We start from the raw sequence: 17,521 nt of genomic DNA, 5'->3' as shown, positions 1-17,521 counted from the left end.
AGGGGGATCAAGTTTGACACTTGAAATATTAAATGAGTTTAACATAGAACAGTTTCAAAATGATTTAATTGGTTGGTTTGAAAAAGAACAACGTGATTTACCGTGGCGAAAAAATAAAGATCCATACCGTGTTTGGGTTTCGGAAATTATGTTACAGCAAACAAGGGTAGAGGCTGTAAAACCATATTACGCAAATTTTATGGGGAAGTTTCCGACGCTTGAAGCGCTAGCAACTGCCGATGATGAAGAAGTATTAAAAGCATGGGAAGGCTTAGGTTATTATTCTAGAGCACGAAATTTACATGCTGCAGTAAAAGAGGTAAAAGAAGTATACGGCGGGACAGTACCGAGCGATGTAAAGAAAATTGAAAAATTAAAAGGAGTGGGACCATATACAAAAGGTGCCATTTTAAGCATTGCATATGGCATACCAGAGCCAGCGGTTGATGGAAATGTTATGCGCGTATTATCTCGTATTTTATCAGTGTGGGATGATATTGCAAAACCGAAGACGAGAAAAGTTTTTGAAGAGATTGTGCGTGAAATTATTTCGATAGAAAATCCATCTTATTTTAACCAAGGTTTGATGGAATTAGGGGCATTAATTTGTATACCGAAAAATCCATCTTGTTTACTTTGTCCTGTACGTGAACATTGCAGAGGGTATGCTGAAGGTGTTCAAAAAGAACTACCAGTGAAGAGTAAAGCGAAAGCACCTACAATGGTACCGCTCGTTGCAGGAGTACTTCAAACTGAAGATGGCCGTTACGTAATTAATAAACGCCCAAGTACGGGATTACTGGCTAATATGTGGGAGTTCCCGAATATTGAACTAGGTGAAGGTATTCGTAATCAGAAACAACAGCTTACGGATTATATGAAGGAGAGCTTTGATCTCTCTGTTTCAATTGATGAATACGCGATGAATGTACAACATACTTTTACACATCGTACTTGGGATATATTTATATTTTACGGAAAAGTAACAGGTAATATTGTCGAAACGGATACTTTAAAGTTTGTATCGAAAGAAGCGTTTGAACAGTTACCTTTCTCGAAATCACATCGTACAATTTACGAAAAGTGTGTTGAGAAAATTACAATGCAATAAAGTGAAACTTTAATCAGTGGGGGTTTTCTTCATCCCCCACTGATTATTAGCCTTCACCAATCGGGCTTTTACGGGCAGTTGATCCCCACCTAACTTCTTTGCTTTCGCTGCATTTTGAGGTGGGGGTCTTACTGCCCGTTAATGCGGGATAAATAATAAAAACGTGTTCCAGAACTTTGGAACACGTTTTTTATATTGAAAATAAATTTGTATTTTAAGGTTGAAAATCCACGCGTTTATAATCCGCCCCGTGACTCGATTTCTTTCACAATTTCTTTATAAATCGTTTGGCCCTCTACATTTAGATAAGGCATAATTTGCTGAAATGCATGATGAAAATAAGCTAATTCATCCTCTTTCCATTCATTTTTGGAAATCATAGTTAGCTCAGTCATATCACGTCCAGTATACATATTCCCACCTCCATCATATGTAGTTTGAATGAGTGATAAGAGATATATGCGTGAATTTTTTAAAAGAAAATTAAGGATAACTTCTAAGTGAATTGGTTACATTATTGGTTGTGGAGGTGAGAAAGATGAGTAAAAAACAACAAGGTTATAATAAGGCAACTTCTGGTGCTAGCATTCAAAGTACAAATGCTAGCTATGGTACAGAGTTTGCAACTGAAACGAATGTACAAGCAGTAAAACAAGCAAACGCACAATCAGAGGCACAGAAAGCACAAGCTTCCGGTGCTCAAAGTGCAAATGCTAGTTATGGTACAGAGTTTGCAACTGAAACAGATGTGCATGCAGTGAAACAAGCAAATGCACAAGCAGCTGCAAAAAAATCACAATCTTCTAGCTCAAATCAGTAATGAAGGAAAAACACTTCTCCGTTCGAGAGAAGTGTTTTCTTTGTGTGCGTGTCACTGTAATGAAAATAAAGGGAACGACATAACTTCTAATAAGTCAACAAATGTAGTCAAAGGAGAAAGAAGTTCACGATTAGAAATATGTAATAGGAATTATAACTGGCGAATGAATCAAAAAGGGGGTAAGTGATGAACGATTTTGATAAGTTGGTAGGAGAGCAGTTGGAAACGATGGATGAGCTTTTAAAGTTGCAATCACATTTAGAGAAGTATCAGCAAATTGAAATGAGTGGAAGGAATACGTGCGATAAAAAAGAATTGCATTTTATCCGTCAAGAAATATACAGAACAGAAATAGCATTAAAACTTTTGCATGAAAAATTTGAACAGCAAACGAATAATGTGATTCAATCTTTTGAAACCGAAAAAATAATTTAAAATTAAGGGTGAGATATGTTGTTGATTTTAGGGGAAAGTCCTTTCTTAAACAGAGATGAGGGGACTTTTCTTTTTGTTATATCTTCGTTTAATCTTCTAAAATACGTATTGATAACTCATAGAGGATTTTCCTTTATTAAAAGGGTTGGTGATGTGGTATTCAATAATACAAACTTCATTATATTCCTCATGAAAACAAGTATCCTATCGCTTTAGTTTTAAAATTTTGACAAAAAAGTTATAATAGAAAAAAAGTGAATGCAGTTCAAGGGGTAGTTAAGACAACTTAAGAATGGCATTTGCAGTTGAAAGAAGGGAGCATATATGGGATTTCCCAAAGAAGGAGAAAAGGTACAAATACATAGTTATAAACATAATGGCTCCATTCATAGAATGTGGGAAGAGACAACGATTTTAAAAGGGACGCAGAGTCTTGTGATCGGAGCGAATGATCGTACAGTAGTTACGGAATCAGATGGCCGAACATGGATTACTCGCGAACCTGCGATTTGTTACTTTCATGCCAATTATTGGTTTAATGTGATTGGAATGCTAAGGGAAGAAGGAGTATATTATTATTGTAATTTAAGTTCTCCTTTTGCATATGACTCTGAGGCATTAAAGTATATTGATTACGATTTAGATATTAAAGTGTATCCGGATATGACATATACACTTTTAGATGAAGATGAGTATGAGAAGCATAGCCAAATCATGCAGTATCCGCCTGTTATTGATACAATTTTAAAACGAAATGTAGCACATTTAACACAGTGGATTCATCAAAGAAAAGGTCCATTTGCACCGGATTTCGTAGATATGTGGTATGAAAGATATTTAATGTACAGAAATTAAAACAAACCTGCAGGGAATTTCCCGGCAGGTTTGTCCTATTAGAGGGGGAATTATGTGCAAGGTATAAAAAGATATTTACAATTTGTTAAACCATATCGATGGCTTATTGCTATTACAATTATTATTGGTCTTGTGAAGTTTGGTATCCCACTTATTATGCCATGGTTATTAAAGTATATTATTGATGATGTTATTCAAGGCACGGGATCGCTTCAAGAAAAAACGTCTCAATTAATAACCGCAATTGGGATTGCTTTTTTTATTTTTGCAGTAGTAAGACCGCCGATAGAATATTATCGTCAATATTTCGCGCAGCGCATTGCCAATACAATACTATACGATTTAAGAAAATACATTTTTGGGCATTTGCAAAAATTGAGCTTACGTTATTATTCGAACACAAAAACAGGGGAGCTTATTTCACGTGTAATCCATGATGTAGAACAAACGAAGGACTTTGTAATTACTGGTCTTATGAATGTTTGGTTAGATACTGCAACAATTGTTATTGCTATTATCGTTATGTTTTCTATGAATATAAAATTAACTTTTGTTGCTTTATTAATCTTACCTATTTATGTAGTTGCAGTGAAATATTTTTTCGGGCGCCTTCGAAAATTGACGAAAGAGCGCTCACAAGCGTTAGCAACTATGCAAGGGTATTTACATGAGCGTATTCAAGGGATGCAAGTGACACGTAGTTTTGCATTAGAAGAGTATGAAAGAGGACAGTTTGAAAAGAGAAATAATGAATTTTTAACGAAAGCACTAACTCATACGAGTTGGACGGCGAGAACGTTTTCGGCAGTGAATACGTTAACGGATTTAGGTCCATTACTTGTTATTGGTTTTGCAGCATATGAAGTGATTCAGGGGCAGTTAACATTAGGGACTATGGTTGCCTTTGTCGGATATATGGATAGTTTATATAGTCCGCTCCGCCGCCTTGTTAATTCATCTACAACATTAACACAGTCTTTCGCATCGATGGATCGAGTATTTGAACTGCTGGATGAAAAATACGATATTGTTAATGTACCAAATGCGGTACGAACGAAAAAATTAAATGGTGAAGTTATATTTGATAATGTTTCTTTTCGTTACAATTCGGATGAAAAAGAGATATTACATAACCTTTCGTTAACTATGTTGCCAGGAGAGAAGGTAGCACTTGTAGGAGCGAGTGGGGGAGGAAAGTCATCTCTTGCTAGTTTAATCCCGCGTTTCTATGATGTTTCTTCAGGCGCAGTTTATGTAGATGGGATAGATGTAAGAAAGTATGATACGAGAAATTTACGTAGTCATATTGGAATTGTACTACAAGATAATTTATTATTTAGCGATACAATCGGAGCTAATATTTTATATGGGAATCCGAAAGCTACAGAGGAAGAAGTGATTTCAGCTGCCAAAGCTGCGCAAATTCACGATTTTATTATCGAGTTGCCAGATGGTTATGATACTGTTGTTGGGGAACGCGGTGTGAAGTTATCTGGTGGACAAAGGCAACGTGTAGCAATTGCACGAGTTTTTATAAAGAATCCATCGTTACTTATATTAGATGAAGCAACTTCTGCTTTAGATTTAGAAAATGAACGATATATTCAACAGGCGCTTCAGACGTTAGCTGCTGATCGGACGACGATTATCATCGCACATCGATTGGCGACGATTACGCATGTTGATACGATTATTTACATTGAAGATGGTGAAATTAAAGAAACAGGTTCTCATGAAGAGTTAATGAAAAAAAGAGGATTTTATTACAATTTATATCAGCTTCAACATATAACAGAAACAGCTCCTTTAGCGTAAAAGGAGCTGTTTTTTATTCGTCTTCTTTTTTATCTTCGATTTTGAGTTCGCTTTCTGGCTTATGGTATGTGTAGAAGCTATCCACAAGTAAATCTAAATGCTCTACTTCCTCACTGTAGTTAATAATTGAAGAAATAAGAGGGAAGAGGTGTAACCATATTTTATATGCTTCCTCATCGTCTTTATTTTGATAATCCATAAAGATATCAATCAATTCTTGTTTACCTGTTTCAACTTCATCAAGCATCTCAACGGATTGTTGTTTCTTTGCTTTACCAATAAATTTTAATAACACTTGTTCGTGATAATGCGTTAATGAATCAAGTTCGTTTTGAATAGATTCCTGAAACTCTTCTGGCATATAGCGCAGTTCATTTTCAGTGCGATGTAATGACTTTAACGTGCTTAAAGCGCGGCTTGTTGTCGCTAACATTTGTCTGAATAAAACGAGCTTACGAATTTTTGCGAATTGTATTTTCTTCGTGTAACTTCTTTCTTCTTTATAAAGCAAATAGTAATGATTTAGTTTAATCATTTTTTCTTTCATGCGATCAATATCGGTTTTTAGCGTTGTAAAATCAGAAGCTTGCCTACTGTTCATACGAATCCATTTAACAATTTCCTCTGTATTATCAACGATGCGATGGTAAAGTTTTGTTTCATATTTTGGCGGCATAAATACTAAATTTACAAGCGAAGCCGCAATAATTCCAATCATAATCGTCGCGAATCGAAGTAAGGCAAAATTAAAGAAATCTTCGCCTTGATACTCCATAATGGCGATAACTGTTACTAAAGCGATTGATATTGTTTTTTCTAAGCGTAATTGTAAAGTAAGAGAAATTACTAATATACACGTTAATCCAATAATAAAAGGATTATGTCCAAAAGCAGTAGCAAATACGATAGCGAATATCGCACCAATTACGTTTGCTTGAATTTGCTCAAGAGCTGTTAAATACGAGCGGTATACAGACGGTTGAACAGCAAAGATAGCTGAGATTCCCGCAAATACTGGACTCGGTAATTGAAGTAAAATACAAGCAAATAAAGCTAATGTAATGGCAATACCTGTTTTTAAAATGCGAGCACCAAGTTTCATACCCTTATTGATATCCTTTCTCTTGTCATAATGAATGTACAACATGATACTATACATTCATTACAATATGTTAGCAAGTGATATTTTAGTGACGTTAAAAAGTTTAATAAATAAATTACAATCAATTTATAATTTCTCCAAATTCTCTTTAAACATCGATTCTTTAATAAAAAAACCTGCTGAATTTCAGCAGGTTTCAAATTGTTATTCTAGATTACTATGCGATGCTCGCTTCGTCAATTTTTTTTATGAAAATAAATATTGTACATATCATTCAGTTGAAATAGATGGATCAGCCTGTTCTTTTTTCGGGATAATTTCATAGAAGTGGAGCTGGATAGCATCTAATAATGGTGTTAACAAAGCGACTTCTTCATATTGTTCATGCTCATTTAATACACGAATGTAGTCTAATAATAATTCATTCACATCTTGCAAACCATTTTTACTAATTGGCTGCAAAGTTACATTTGCACCTTTAGCAATCCTTCTTTTTAAAGCGTGTTCTGTTAAACCTAAGTTTGGCTCATGACGTAAATAAACAACACCACCAGTCATGCCAGCACAAATCCATGGACCAGGATCTCCTAAAACAAGAGCACGACCATTTGTCATATATTCAAAAGCAAATCCTTTTATATTAGAATATACTCCGATATTTCCTTGTTCTTTTTCGCGGAGTGTTTTTGTAATTCTGCCTCCAATTATCATATCTGCTCCAGAAAGGCGAATACCAGCACGAGCATCAGCGTTACCTTGCACGTATAATGCACCTTTTTGGGCGCCGTATCCAAATCCTTTTCCGACAGAACCGTTATAATATGTTCCATCTTTTCCTTTTGCTTTCGTTATATAAATGCCACCGCCAAATGAAGTTTTCCCAATTCCGTCTTGCGCGCCGCCATTTACGTGTATAAATAAGTTCTCGCTATTGTACGCGCCTAATCCGTTTCCGGGAACAGATCCGTTTGTATACTTTAATGTAAGTGGTTCAAGATGAGTGTTTTCATATAATTTGCTCCGAATACGATAACAGGATTCTAGACCGCCCATTACGCGTTGCTCTACGCCGACGCTTACTAATTCTTTTGACTGGAGAGAATTTGTTGTTTCAAATTGTTCTTCTTGTACAGATGCCGTTATTTTCACGGATGAATCTTCTATCGTTTGTATTAAATTACTTAAGTCTAATAAGTCCTTGCCTCGAGTTTGTTTTAATAAATCCGATCGTCCGATAATATCTTGTAAGTTTGTGTAACCGAGCTGCCCTGTTAAACGTTTCAATTCTGTACCGAAAGTAGTGAATAGGCTTAATAGCCCTGTAACTGCGCTTTCTAATTCACGTGGAACGAAACGGCGCAGTCCATGTTCTTTCGCTTGAGCTTCAGATTCAATTTGTGTTGCAATTCCGACGTGGCACGTATCGAGATGGCAACCACGGCAAGTTGTACAGCCAATTGCAATCATTGATAATGTGCCAAATCCGATCCGGTTTGCTCCGAGGAGCATGATTTTTAAGGCGTCATTTACACTTCGAATACCGCCATCTGCCCAAATTTCTACTTTATGTCTCATATTTGCTTCTAGTAACGCATTGTGAGCAGCTTTAACACCAATCTCTACAGGAAGACCTACATGTTGCAATGCGTGAATACGCGCAGCGCCTGTTCCGCCATCAAATCCACTAATGTTAATAAAGTCAGCGCCAGCTTTTGTGATACCAACAGCGATTGTTCCGATGTTAGGAACGACAGGAACTTTTACAGCTACTTTTGCAAAATGATTAGCCGTTTTAATTTCTGTAATCATTTGAGCCAAGTCTTCAATTGAATAAATATCATGGTTGTTAGAAGGTGAAATTAAATCCGAACCAATTGTAGCATTACGTGCTTCCGCAATTTTGGCAGTCACTTTTGAACCAGGCAAATGTCCACCTTCACCAGGCTTTGCTCCTTGACCGATTTTAATTTCAATTAAATTTGATGAATTTAGTAGTTCAGCGTTTACTCCAAATCGGCCAGATGCAACTTGTTGTCCGCGTGTATGTGGGTACTTACCAATCATATCTTTAATTTCGCCGCCTTCACCGTTCAAACTAATCATATTTAGCTGATCGGCAGCTTCTGCATACGCGCGAAAGGCAATTTCATTTTGAGAACCAAATGACATAGAACTAATAATAAATGGTAAATCATGATTGTGAATGCTGATGGACACTTCTTCAGTCGGAACTACATGCTGTGCTTGTTTTGTTTGAACAAGGTGCCGAATTGAGATGGGAGTGTTTTCTTCTAATTCACTTAACTTGTCGCGGTAATCATCATAAGAGTTTCCTTTTGCAACATCACCAATTGCTTTCCAAATCCGCGGGAATATATGAAATGATTTTCTCATTCTAACTTTTGGATTGTTATAATCATCAGCTCGAATTTTTGCATCTTCAGCAAGTGATTCAAGTGAAAAAGCTAAATTATTTGAACCGCAGAAGTTTGTAATTTGTAATATATTTGCGATTTCCTCATGTAATCCGATAGAGGAGAAGAGGCGACCGTAACCGCGTAATTCATGAATTCCAATCGTTGAAATTACTTTCTCTAGTCCTTTATTAAGTGCAGTATACAAATTAGCAATTGGTGCTTTTGTTCCATCATTTACCGTTGCGAACAATAAATATGGATTAATACCATCTGCCCCTAATCCGTATAGTGTGACGATATCGTGTAAGGAGCGAAGGGCACCGGAACGTATAACGAGAGAGCATTTCCGGCGTAATTTATTTTCAGTTAATGCTTGATGTACTTTAGCAGTAACTAAATGTGGATCAATCCATAATAGTCCATTTTGATGAGATTTAGCATCATCTAATAATAGTAGGGAAGCCCCATTTTTAACGGCTGCTATCGCTTCGGAACTAATTCTATTTAATGCGATTTGTAGAGTTTCTGATGGACTAAATGTAACAGAAATTGTAGAGACAGAGCTATGAGTAATGAATAGCTGTATAAGTTGTTCGTACGTAATCGTGTGTGAGTCTGCCGCGATAGATTGAGCTAAATTCCCTTCTAAAATAATGGGTGAGGGCATCTCGATTATAAATGGTTGTTTAGAGTTATCTAATAAACCCGGACGCTCTCCGAGTACAGTACGTGTGGAGAAGTGTTCGACTTCTCGATCACGATCGATTGCTGGATTTGTAACAACGGCCACACTTTCCTTAATGAAATCAGCAATGTTTCGTCTATCTGTATCAAGTGCGGCAAGTGGTGAGTCATGCCCAAGTGACCGAATTGGTTCGACGCCTTTTGTTGCCATCTGTTCAAGGAGCTGAATATGTTCCCGATCCCAGCCGAAAGCAACGTATTGCTTCGTTTCAACTTGAACAGAATCACATAATCCCTGGGTTTCTTTCATTTCAGGGATAGATAAGTTTAAATGATAATTGGTAACATCGATTCGTTTCTTAAAACGGTTATATACTTGGGTTTGGTAATTGTCGTATTCATAGAGAACGAGCTCATCTTGTTCATTCCATTTTAATCCAACTTTTTCTCCAGGAGCGAGTGGTTTCGGCTCTGCTACATATTCAGTTGGTGATACAACTCCAGGTTCAGAAGAGAAAATATAGGAGCTCTCTGTCTCTACTTTCCAAACTGGGCGTAATCCAAGAGAATCAACGCTGAAAACAGCTTCATCTTTATAACGTGAAATAATACCAGCTGGACCTTGTGCGAAATGCCCCCAAGCCTCACGTATATAAGTGTATAAGTTTTGTAAGTTTGTTTCGTAAAGTTTTATTTCATTAATAATTGGTGGAAATAATATATCCATTGCTTCAAATAAACTGTAGTTATACTGAACAAGAAGGGTTTCTAAGGTGCGGTTTAAATCTTGGGAATCACTACCCCCGGCAGTAAGTGGTACATTAATCATTTCAGCTTGATCGCGTAATTTTGCAATCGTGTTAATTTCGCCATTATGTCCGAGAATGCTAAATGGTTGTACACGAAAAAAATTAGATAACGTATTAGTAGAATAGCGATTATGTCCCAGTGTCATAGTTGAAGCGATAAGTGGGTGTTGTAAATCATTGTAATAAGCAACGAGTGTATCGCCAGCACCGAGAACTTTATATACAACATGTTCATGACTTAATGAGGCAACATGAATTGCTTCATTTTCTTCGATTTTTATTGTTACAGAAAATAATGTTTGTTCAATATTTTTAACTTCACTTTCGGCGATAAGGGCAATTTGCCAAAAGAAAGGTTCTTCTTGTTTACCAAGAGGACCGAGTGCATCTGAGTTTATTACATCATCATTTTCAAGAACAATTGTAAAGTTTTCATTGTGTAGTTGCGTACGAATGTAATTTTTTAACTCAGCAATGTTTTCTTTTTTGTTTAGAAAAAAATGTCCAACGATAAAGTGGGGATGATCCACAATCGTTGGATTATATCCGCTACTTTTCAATTTTTCATTCCAAAGTGCTTTTGGCATATCGATATGAATCCCGATACCATCTCCTTCGCCATTAATGAAACCGGCTCTATGATTCATTTTGACTAGCGATTGTATACAAAGGTCGATGTTTTCTTTTGTAGGAATTCTTCGTTTCTCCATAACGGAAACGATTCCACACGCATCATGTTCTGCATTTTTATAATTCCGAAATAAAGACGGTGTCCATTTATTTTTTTTATTGAGCATCCGTCAATCCCCCCTCTGGAAAATGAATTTTGAATAATCTTACTATTCAAGGCGTAATCAGCCTTATATACAGGGATAGTAAGGATATAAAAGAATATAAAACAGATAATTATGAATAATTATACTATTAATGAGGGATTTATGAAATAGAAAAAAGGAAAAAAGAAAGATGTGCTTTCTTTTTTCCTTTTTGAATGAAGAGATTATTTATTGTTCGCTAGGGTAGAAAATGCTCTGCCAACAGCTTCAATTGTATATTCAATATCTTCTTTTGTATGTTCTGTCGTTAAGAACCATGCTTCATATTTAGAAGGTGCTAAATTAATACCTTCTTGAAGTATCAGCTTGAAGAATCTACCGAACATTTCACCATCTGTATTTTTTGCTGCATCGTAATCTTCAATTGTATTTGTCGTGAAGTATACAGTTAATGCACCCTTTAGACGGTTTACTGTAATGTCGATGTTATGTTTTGTAGCTTGTTCTAAAATTCCTTTTTCAAGCATTGCGCCAAGTGCATCTAATTTCTCGTATACACCTTCTTGTTGAAGTACTTCTAGGCAGGCAATACCTGATGCCATAGAAGCAGGGTTCCCGGCCATTGTACCAGCTTGGTATGCAGGGCCGAGCGGTGCAACTTGTTCCATAATTTCTTTCTTACCACCGTAAGCACCAATTGGAAGTCCACCGCCGATAACTTTACCAAGTGCTGTTAAATCTGGTGTTACGCCAAGTAAGTCTTGAGCGCCGCCATACATAAAGCGGAAAGCAGTAATAACTTCATCATAAATTACTAGTGCGCCAGCTTCGTGAACAAGTTCATTAACTTTTTCAAGGAAGCCAGGTTTTGGCTCAACAATACCGAAGTTTCCAACGATTGGCTCTACAAGGATAGCTGCTACTTCATGTCCCCATTTATCTAACGCTTCTTTTAAAGTCTCTACATTATTAAATGGAACAGTAATAACTTCTTGAGCGATACTTTGTGGCACACCAGCTGAATCAGGAATTCCAAGAGTAGAAGGACCAGAGCCAGCTGCTACAAGTACTAAATCGGAATGACCGTGGTAACAACCGGCGAATTTCATAATTTTTGTGCGGCCAGTGTAAGCGCGAGCGACACGAATGGTTGTCATAACGGATTCTGTACCAGAGTTTACGAAGCGGACTTTATCTAAAGCAGGCATTGCTTCTTTTAACATTTTTGCGAATTTTACTTCTAATGCTGTTGGAGTACCGTATAGTACGCCGTTTTCAGCCGCTGTTTTAATTGCTTCTGTTACGTGTGGGTGAGCATGTCCAGTAATAATAGGGCCATACGCTGCTAAATAGTCGATATATTTATTTCCATCTACATCCCAGAAATAAGCACCTTTCCCACGTTCCATTGCAACAGGGGAACCGCCTCCAACTGCTTTAAAAGAGCGAGAAGGACTATTAACACCACCAACGATATGTTCTAAAGCTTCTTTATGTAACGCTTCTGATTTCGTGAAATTCACTACAATTCATCTCCTTACAAAAATCTATGTATTATTCTAACATGTTTTTTGAAAAGACGTATTGTTTGTGATAGAAGGAGCAGTTGGGTAAACTATTCGTTGTGACATTTAGGAAGGGGGTCCGATTATGAAATCGGTAATTGAGGTACAAGGGTTACGTAAAGAGTTTACAGCCTATTCAAGTCGTCCGGGCTTAAAAGGTGCATTTCGCGATTTATTAAATCGTAATTATAAAATAGTACCAGCAGTAAATGATGTTTCTTTTACTGTAAAGCAAGGTGAAATGGTTGGTTATATTGGTGAGAATGGTGCTGGTAAATCAACGACGATTAAAATGCTTACAGGGATTTTGACTCCGACATCAGGACAAATTACAGTGAATGGAATGAATCCACACAAACAGAGAGAAGAATTTGTAAGAACAATCGGTGTTGTATTTGGCCAGCGTTCGCAGCTTTGGTGGGATATCGCTGTACAAGAATCATTTCGTTTATTGAAGAAAGTGTACGGTGTATCAGACGCTCAGTATAAGGAACATATGGAGCATGTTATTGAAACATTAGATATTGGTCCTTTATTAGATAAGCCGGTACGAAAATTATCTCTTGGTCAAAGAATGCGTTGTGAATTAGCGGCAGCATTAATTCATAATCCGCCGTTATTATTTTTAGATGAGCCAACAATTGGGCTAGATGTTCTTGTGAAATTGAAAATACGAGAATTCTTAAAAGAGATGAATGAACGTTATAAAACAACAATTTTGTTAACAACACATGATATTACTGATATTGAAGCTTTATGTGAGCGCGTCATTATGCTTGATGAAGGAAGCGTTATGTATGATGGATCTTTAGATAACCTTCGCACGCAGTGGGGAGCGGAGAAGGAAATACATTTTCAGTTTGTTGCTCCGGTTTCACACCAGGCGTTATCAATGGTTATGCCTGATAGTCATGTCGTTTGGTCAAAAGCGAAAGAAGAAAACGCATGGGTTGCAAAAATACCGAATGAAGAAGTTATCATTTCCATGCTGATTTCTAAAGTAGTACAAGCCTTTCAAATTAAAGATTTGAAAATTAACGAAGTGTCTACAGAGGAAATTATTCGTAACATTTATGAAGAAGGTATTATGCATGGGTAAGTATATTGAAATGATTCGGATTCGCTTTTTAATGATGCTTGCTTATCGTACAAATTATTACAGCGGGATTTTAATTTATACGATTAACATTGGTGCGTATTATTTTTTATGGCAAGCAATTTATAGCGGGAAAGAGAATATTGAAAGTTTATCTATTTCACAAATGACTACGTATATTGCGATCGCATGGATGGCACGTGCCTTTTATTTTAATAATATAGATAGAGAAATTGCGATGGAAATTCAGGAAGGACGTGTGGCGGTAGAGCTAATTCGTCCGTATAACTATTTAGGTATGAAAGTTATGCAAGGTCTTGGAGAAGGGATATTTCGTTTTGCTTTCTTTTCAATTCCAGGTATGGTTATTGTTACGTTATTATTTTCATTACAAATTACAACAAATTTTCAAACGTGGTTATATTTCTTCTTATCTTTAATATTTAGTTTCATCATTAATACACAAATAAATTTAATGACAGGGATGCTTACATTCTTCTTATTTAATAATAGTGGAATTATGTATGCGAAACGTGTCGTGATTGATTTATTTTCTGGTTTATTATTACCGATTAGTTTTTATCCGTTATGGGCCCAAAAAGCAATGGTGTTTTTGCCGTTTCAAGCAATTAGTTATATTCCGAGTATGATTTTCTCTGAAGGTATACAAGGAAGTAAGTTATATGAAGCTTTATTATTTCAAGTGATGTGGGCAATTATACTTATTATTCCAATTGTACTGATGTGGAAAACGGCGAGAAAACGTCTAATCGTACAAGGGGGATGACGAGATGATATATATAAAATTATTTTTGCAATATGCAAGTCAATATATAAAAACAAAATTGGAGTATCGTGGCGATTTTATCGTCGGATTACTTTCGGATTTATCACTACAAGCTGTTAATTTAATCTTCATTCTCGTCGTGTTTGGGCATACTCAAGCACTAAAAGGGTGGGGCCGAGAAGAAGTAATCTTTATTTATGGTTTCTTTTTAGTACCGTTTGCTATTTTTTCAGCTTTCTTTAATATATGGGACTTTAATGATCGTTACATTATTAAAGGAGAAATGGACCGTATATTAACGAGACCGATTCATAGTTTATTTCAAATTATATTAGAAAGAATGGAACTTGAATCTTTAATTGGAGCTATTACGGGGATTATTGTGATGGGTTATGCAGCAATGGAGCTGCAATTATCTTTTTACTGGTATGATTTCTTCTTATTCCCACTTATGGTAGGGGGAGGGGCACTTGTGTACGGCGGGATATTTGTTACGCTTGCAAGTCTTGGCTTTTGGTCGGATGCGAAAAGCTCCATTATGCCGCTTATGTATAACATAGGGAATTATGGACGCTACCCTGTTGATATTTATAACCGTGTTATTCGCTTTGTTTTAACGTTTGTTTTACCATTTGCATTTGTTGGGGTATATCCAGCAGCATACTTTTTAAGAAAAACAGAGTGGAATAGCTATGCTTTCGCAACGCCAATTGTTGGTGTTATCTGTTTTACTATTGCAATTACCCTCTGGAATCAAGGGGTTAAACGATATCGTGGTGCAGGGAATTAATTATAGAAGCTTGTCGTTTCTAAGGGATAAATCAGCTATAGTCCTCATACATATAAAATGAGGTGGAGGACATGTTATGGGGATTTATTCTATTAATTGCAGCAATCGCTATTTTGAGAAGTGTCCAATTATTATGGAGTTCATATTCAAATTCCAATCGTTTCTTTTCGCTGTACAATTTAGCTACGTTGTTTTTAATTTATACAACGGTACTGATTGCGTTTGGATTAAGTTATGTTGTGCTAGAGGAAATGGGTTTTGCAGTTTTGAAAGAAGATGGGGATAGGCTAAGTGCCCATTCCTTTCAACTCGTTGAAATATGTTTATATTTTAGCGCGGTTACTTTATTGTCCGTTGGATATGGTGATATAGCTCCGATTGGAATCGGAAGATGGATTGCAATTGGAGAAGCACTAATTGGATATACATTACCGTTTGCCTTTGTGGTAAGGACTGTAATGGACAATGAAAAATAAGGTAGCATTTGTTATAGTAATAGAAAAGAAAAGGAGTGATAGCAATGATCACAGTAGGAGAAATGGCACTGGAATTCACATTAGAGGGAAGTACCGGAGAACAAATTCACTTAGCTGATTTCCGAGGTAAAAATGTAGTTTTATATTTTTACCCGAAAGATATGACTCCAGGGTGTACAACTGAAGCATGTGATTTTCGTGATGCATATGGATTATTCCAAGAGAAGGACACGGTCATCCTTGGTGTAAGTCCTGATTCGGTGAACAGACATATGAAATTCATCGAGAAGCATGAGCTTCCATTTGTACTTTTAGTAGATGAAGATCATAAAGTAGCAGAATTGTACGATGTTTGGAAGTTGAAAAAGAACTTTGGAAAAGAGTACATGGGAATCGAGCGTTCTACATTCCTTATCAATAAAGATGGTGAACTTGTGAAAGAATGGCGTAAAGTGAAAGTGAAAGGACATATTGAGGACGTTCTTTCTTATATAAAATAAATCTATATTAATGTGGAGAAAAAATAAATATGTAAGGCATGCGTCTATACATATTTTCTTGCGATACATAAAGTGAAGGTGTAGGGCATACCTCCTCAGATGATAGTATTCCAAGTGCGATTATGTCGCACTTTTTTCTATGTAAATGTATAGGGAATGGGGGAAGGTACATAAGAATAAGGCTAGATACAAAAATAAACCACATACTTATAGTAGAAATATTGACGGTTTATAAGAAAAAGAGTACACTCTTTATAAGAATTATAAAATAATAATCCGTATAGAATCGGGGTGCATGACGGTGGTCAAAGAAGAATTAAAAGAAGCGCTAGAAATGCTGAAAAATACGGGTGTACGCATTACTCCACAGCGTCATGCTATTTTAGAGTACCTTGTGGAATCAATGACGCACCCAACAGCGGATGACATTTATAAAGCATTAGAAGGTAAGTTTCCAAATATGAGTGTTGCAACTGTCTATAATAACTTACGTGTGTTTAAAGAAGTTGGACTTGTAAAGGAATTAACTTATGGAGACGCTTCAAGTAGATTTGATTATGTTACAAGTCAACATTACCATGTGATTTGCGAAAAATGTGGTAAAATTGTTGATTTTCCTTGTGGAGGTTTGGAACAGCTTGAAGAGGAAGCTGCGAAAACGACAGGCTTCGTTATTAATAGTCATCGCTTAGAAATTTATGGCGTTTGTCCAGAGTGTCATAAGGCGTAATATATAATAAAGAAAGAGGTCGACGGCTACGTCGACCTCTTTCTTTATTATATAGAGATGAAGAAAAGTACTAATCGAAGTGCATGTTATCCTTTATAGCTTTTTTTATTGTACTTTTCATCAAATTCTTTTCCTTCTAAACCCGGATCGAGTGTTAAAGGTTGGTTGCAATGCATACATGCGTCGACACGACCAAGCATTTTTGTTGGTTTATCGCAGCTTGGACAAATAATTTGTACGGTCTTAGTAGATAACATACCAATCCAAAAGTAAACAACAGTACTAGCGATAACGGCCAAGAAGCCGACCATCATAAATGTTGTCATAATAATAATGTTGTCACGGAAAAAGACTCCTAAGTATGCAATGAAGAGGCCGATAAATACTAAACTTAATGCGAAGGTCCGAATTTTATTGATTTTGTTTGAATGCTTAATGCTCATTCTCACCACGCTCCTATAATAATAATATAACATAAAATTTAGAATTTTCACTCGTATATAAACTTAGTAAAATGATAAGGAGTGTAGCTATGTGTAAAGAATGAATGGGGAGAGATGATGTTGGGGGAGATGTTTTTTTAAAGCTTTTAACGGGATGTGAAATTTTTTTATAAAAAGTATTGACCCTACATATACTGCATGATATATTAATAAACGTCGCTGATGCGGAAATGCAGAAAACGACAAAAAAGAAAATGAAAAACTTAGTTGACATCGAAAAACGAAGATGTTAACATAAGGAAGTCGCAAA

The 17,521-nt window shown here is 36.3% G+C and carries 16 protein-coding genes; 11 read left to right on the top strand and 5 right to left on the bottom strand.

Annotation, left to right across the window (positions count from 1 at the left end):
- Positions 1 to 13: 13 nt before the first annotated feature.
- Positions 14 to 1,111, top strand: a complete 1,098-nt coding sequence (gene mutY, locus FT637_RS24750) for an A/G-specific adenine glycosylase (protein ID WP_193648550.1) — start codon at positions 14 to 16, stop codon at positions 1,109 to 1,111.
- Positions 1,112 to 1,347: 236 nt separating this feature from the next.
- Here mutY and FT637_RS24745 read toward each other — a convergent pair whose 3' ends face one another.
- Positions 1,348 to 1,524: a hypothetical protein gene (locus FT637_RS24745; RefSeq protein WP_193648549.1), complete on the bottom strand. Its 177-nt coding sequence runs from the start codon at positions 1,522 to 1,524 to the stop codon at positions 1,348 to 1,350.
- A gap of 125 nt (positions 1,525 to 1,649) precedes the next feature.
- Between FT637_RS24745 and FT637_RS24740 the strand changes: the two genes are divergently transcribed.
- The 4 genes from FT637_RS24740 (at position 1,650) to FT637_RS24725 (ending at position 5,036) form a co-directional block, all read left to right on the top strand.
- Positions 1,650 to 1,931 carry a gamma-type small acid-soluble spore protein gene (locus FT637_RS24740; RefSeq protein ID WP_193648548.1) on the top strand — a complete coding sequence of 94 codons (282 nt, stop codon included), beginning with the start codon at positions 1,650 to 1,652 and terminating at the stop codon, positions 1,929 to 1,931.
- Positions 1,932 to 2,117: 186 nt separating this feature from the next.
- Positions 2,118 to 2,366, top strand: a complete 249-nt coding sequence (locus tag FT637_RS24735; RefSeq protein ID WP_193648547.1) for a YgaB family protein — start codon at positions 2,118 to 2,120, stop codon at positions 2,364 to 2,366.
- 324 nt (positions 2,367 to 2,690) lie between these two features.
- A complete protein-coding gene (locus FT637_RS24730; RefSeq protein ID WP_000506627.1) occupies positions 2,691 to 3,221 on the top strand; it encodes a DUF402 domain-containing protein in 531 nt (176 codons plus the stop codon).
- Between the two features lie 54 nt (positions 3,222 to 3,275).
- Positions 3,276 to 5,036 (top strand): ABC transporter ATP-binding protein, encoded by a 1,761-nt coding sequence (locus FT637_RS24725; RefSeq protein ID WP_193648546.1) that lies wholly within the window; start codon positions 3,276 to 3,278, stop codon positions 5,034 to 5,036.
- Positions 5,037 to 5,049: 13 nt separating this feature from the next.
- Here the strand turns inward: FT637_RS24725 and FT637_RS24720 are convergent, their stop codons facing one another.
- The 3 genes from FT637_RS24720 to hemL all read right to left on the bottom strand — a co-directional run bounded on the left by FT637_RS24720 (position 5,050) and on the right by hemL (position 12,347).
- Positions 5,050 to 6,138 carry an aromatic acid exporter family protein gene (locus FT637_RS24720; protein WP_193648545.1) on the bottom strand — a complete coding sequence of 363 codons (1,089 nt, stop codon included), beginning with the start codon at positions 6,136 to 6,138 and terminating at the stop codon, positions 5,050 to 5,052.
- Between the two features lie 270 nt (positions 6,139 to 6,408).
- Positions 6,409 to 10,845 carry a glutamate synthase-related protein gene (locus tag FT637_RS24715; RefSeq protein ID WP_193648544.1) on the bottom strand — a complete coding sequence of 1,479 codons (4,437 nt, stop codon included), beginning with the start codon at positions 10,843 to 10,845 and terminating at the stop codon, positions 6,409 to 6,411.
- A 203-nt stretch (positions 10,846 to 11,048) separates the two neighbouring features.
- The gene (hemL, locus tag FT637_RS24710) at positions 11,049 to 12,347 is read right to left on the bottom strand and encodes a glutamate-1-semialdehyde-2,1-aminomutase (protein WP_193648543.1); all 1,299 of its coding nucleotides are present in this window, start codon (positions 12,345 to 12,347) and stop codon (positions 11,049 to 11,051) included.
- Positions 12,348 to 12,474: 127 nt separating this feature from the next.
- Between hemL and FT637_RS24705 the strand changes: the two genes are divergently transcribed.
- The 6 genes from FT637_RS24705 to perR all read left to right on the top strand — a co-directional run bounded on the left by FT637_RS24705 (position 12,475) and on the right by perR (position 16,768).
- Positions 12,475 to 13,488: an ATP-binding cassette domain-containing protein gene (locus FT637_RS24705; protein ID WP_193648542.1), complete on the top strand. Its 1,014-nt coding sequence runs from the start codon at positions 12,475 to 12,477 to the stop codon at positions 13,486 to 13,488.
- Entirely contained in the window at positions 13,481 to 14,272 is a 792-nt protein-coding gene (locus tag FT637_RS24700) for an ABC transporter permease (RefSeq protein ID WP_193648541.1), read from the top strand. Before FT637_RS24705 ends, FT637_RS24700 begins: the two co-directional genes overlap by 8 nt.
- 4 nt (positions 14,273 to 14,276) lie before the next feature.
- Complete coding sequence (locus tag FT637_RS24695) at positions 14,277 to 15,062, top strand: ABC transporter permease (RefSeq protein ID WP_193648540.1); 786 nt, start codon at positions 14,277 to 14,279, stop codon at positions 15,060 to 15,062.
- A 71-nt stretch (positions 15,063 to 15,133) separates the two neighbouring features.
- A complete protein-coding gene (locus tag FT637_RS24690; protein WP_002091112.1) occupies positions 15,134 to 15,538 on the top strand; it encodes a potassium channel family protein in 405 nt (134 codons plus the stop codon).
- A 44-nt stretch (positions 15,539 to 15,582) separates the two neighbouring features.
- Entirely contained in the window at positions 15,583 to 16,038 is a 456-nt protein-coding gene (gene bcp, locus FT637_RS24685) for a thioredoxin-dependent thiol peroxidase (RefSeq protein WP_193648539.1), read from the top strand.
- Between the two features lie 301 nt (positions 16,039 to 16,339).
- Positions 16,340 to 16,768: a peroxide-responsive transcriptional repressor PerR gene (gene perR, locus FT637_RS24680; RefSeq protein ID WP_193648538.1), complete on the top strand. Its 429-nt coding sequence runs from the start codon at positions 16,340 to 16,342 to the stop codon at positions 16,766 to 16,768.
- 86 nt (positions 16,769 to 16,854) lie between these two features.
- Here the strand turns inward: perR and FT637_RS24675 are convergent, their stop codons facing one another.
- Positions 16,855 to 17,211 carry a YgzB family protein gene (locus tag FT637_RS24675; RefSeq protein ID WP_193648537.1) on the bottom strand — a complete coding sequence of 119 codons (357 nt, stop codon included), beginning with the start codon at positions 17,209 to 17,211 and terminating at the stop codon, positions 16,855 to 16,857.
- Positions 17,212 to 17,521 lie beyond the last annotated feature (310 nt).

It is taken from the genome of Bacillus cereus (genome assembly GCF_015071065.1).
Taxonomy (GTDB): Bacteria; Bacillota; Bacilli; order Bacillales; family Bacillaceae_G; genus Bacillus_A; species Bacillus_A cereus_BA.
Note: the sequence above shows the minus strand (reverse complement) of the source record. Positions and strands in the feature narration are given on the sequence as shown.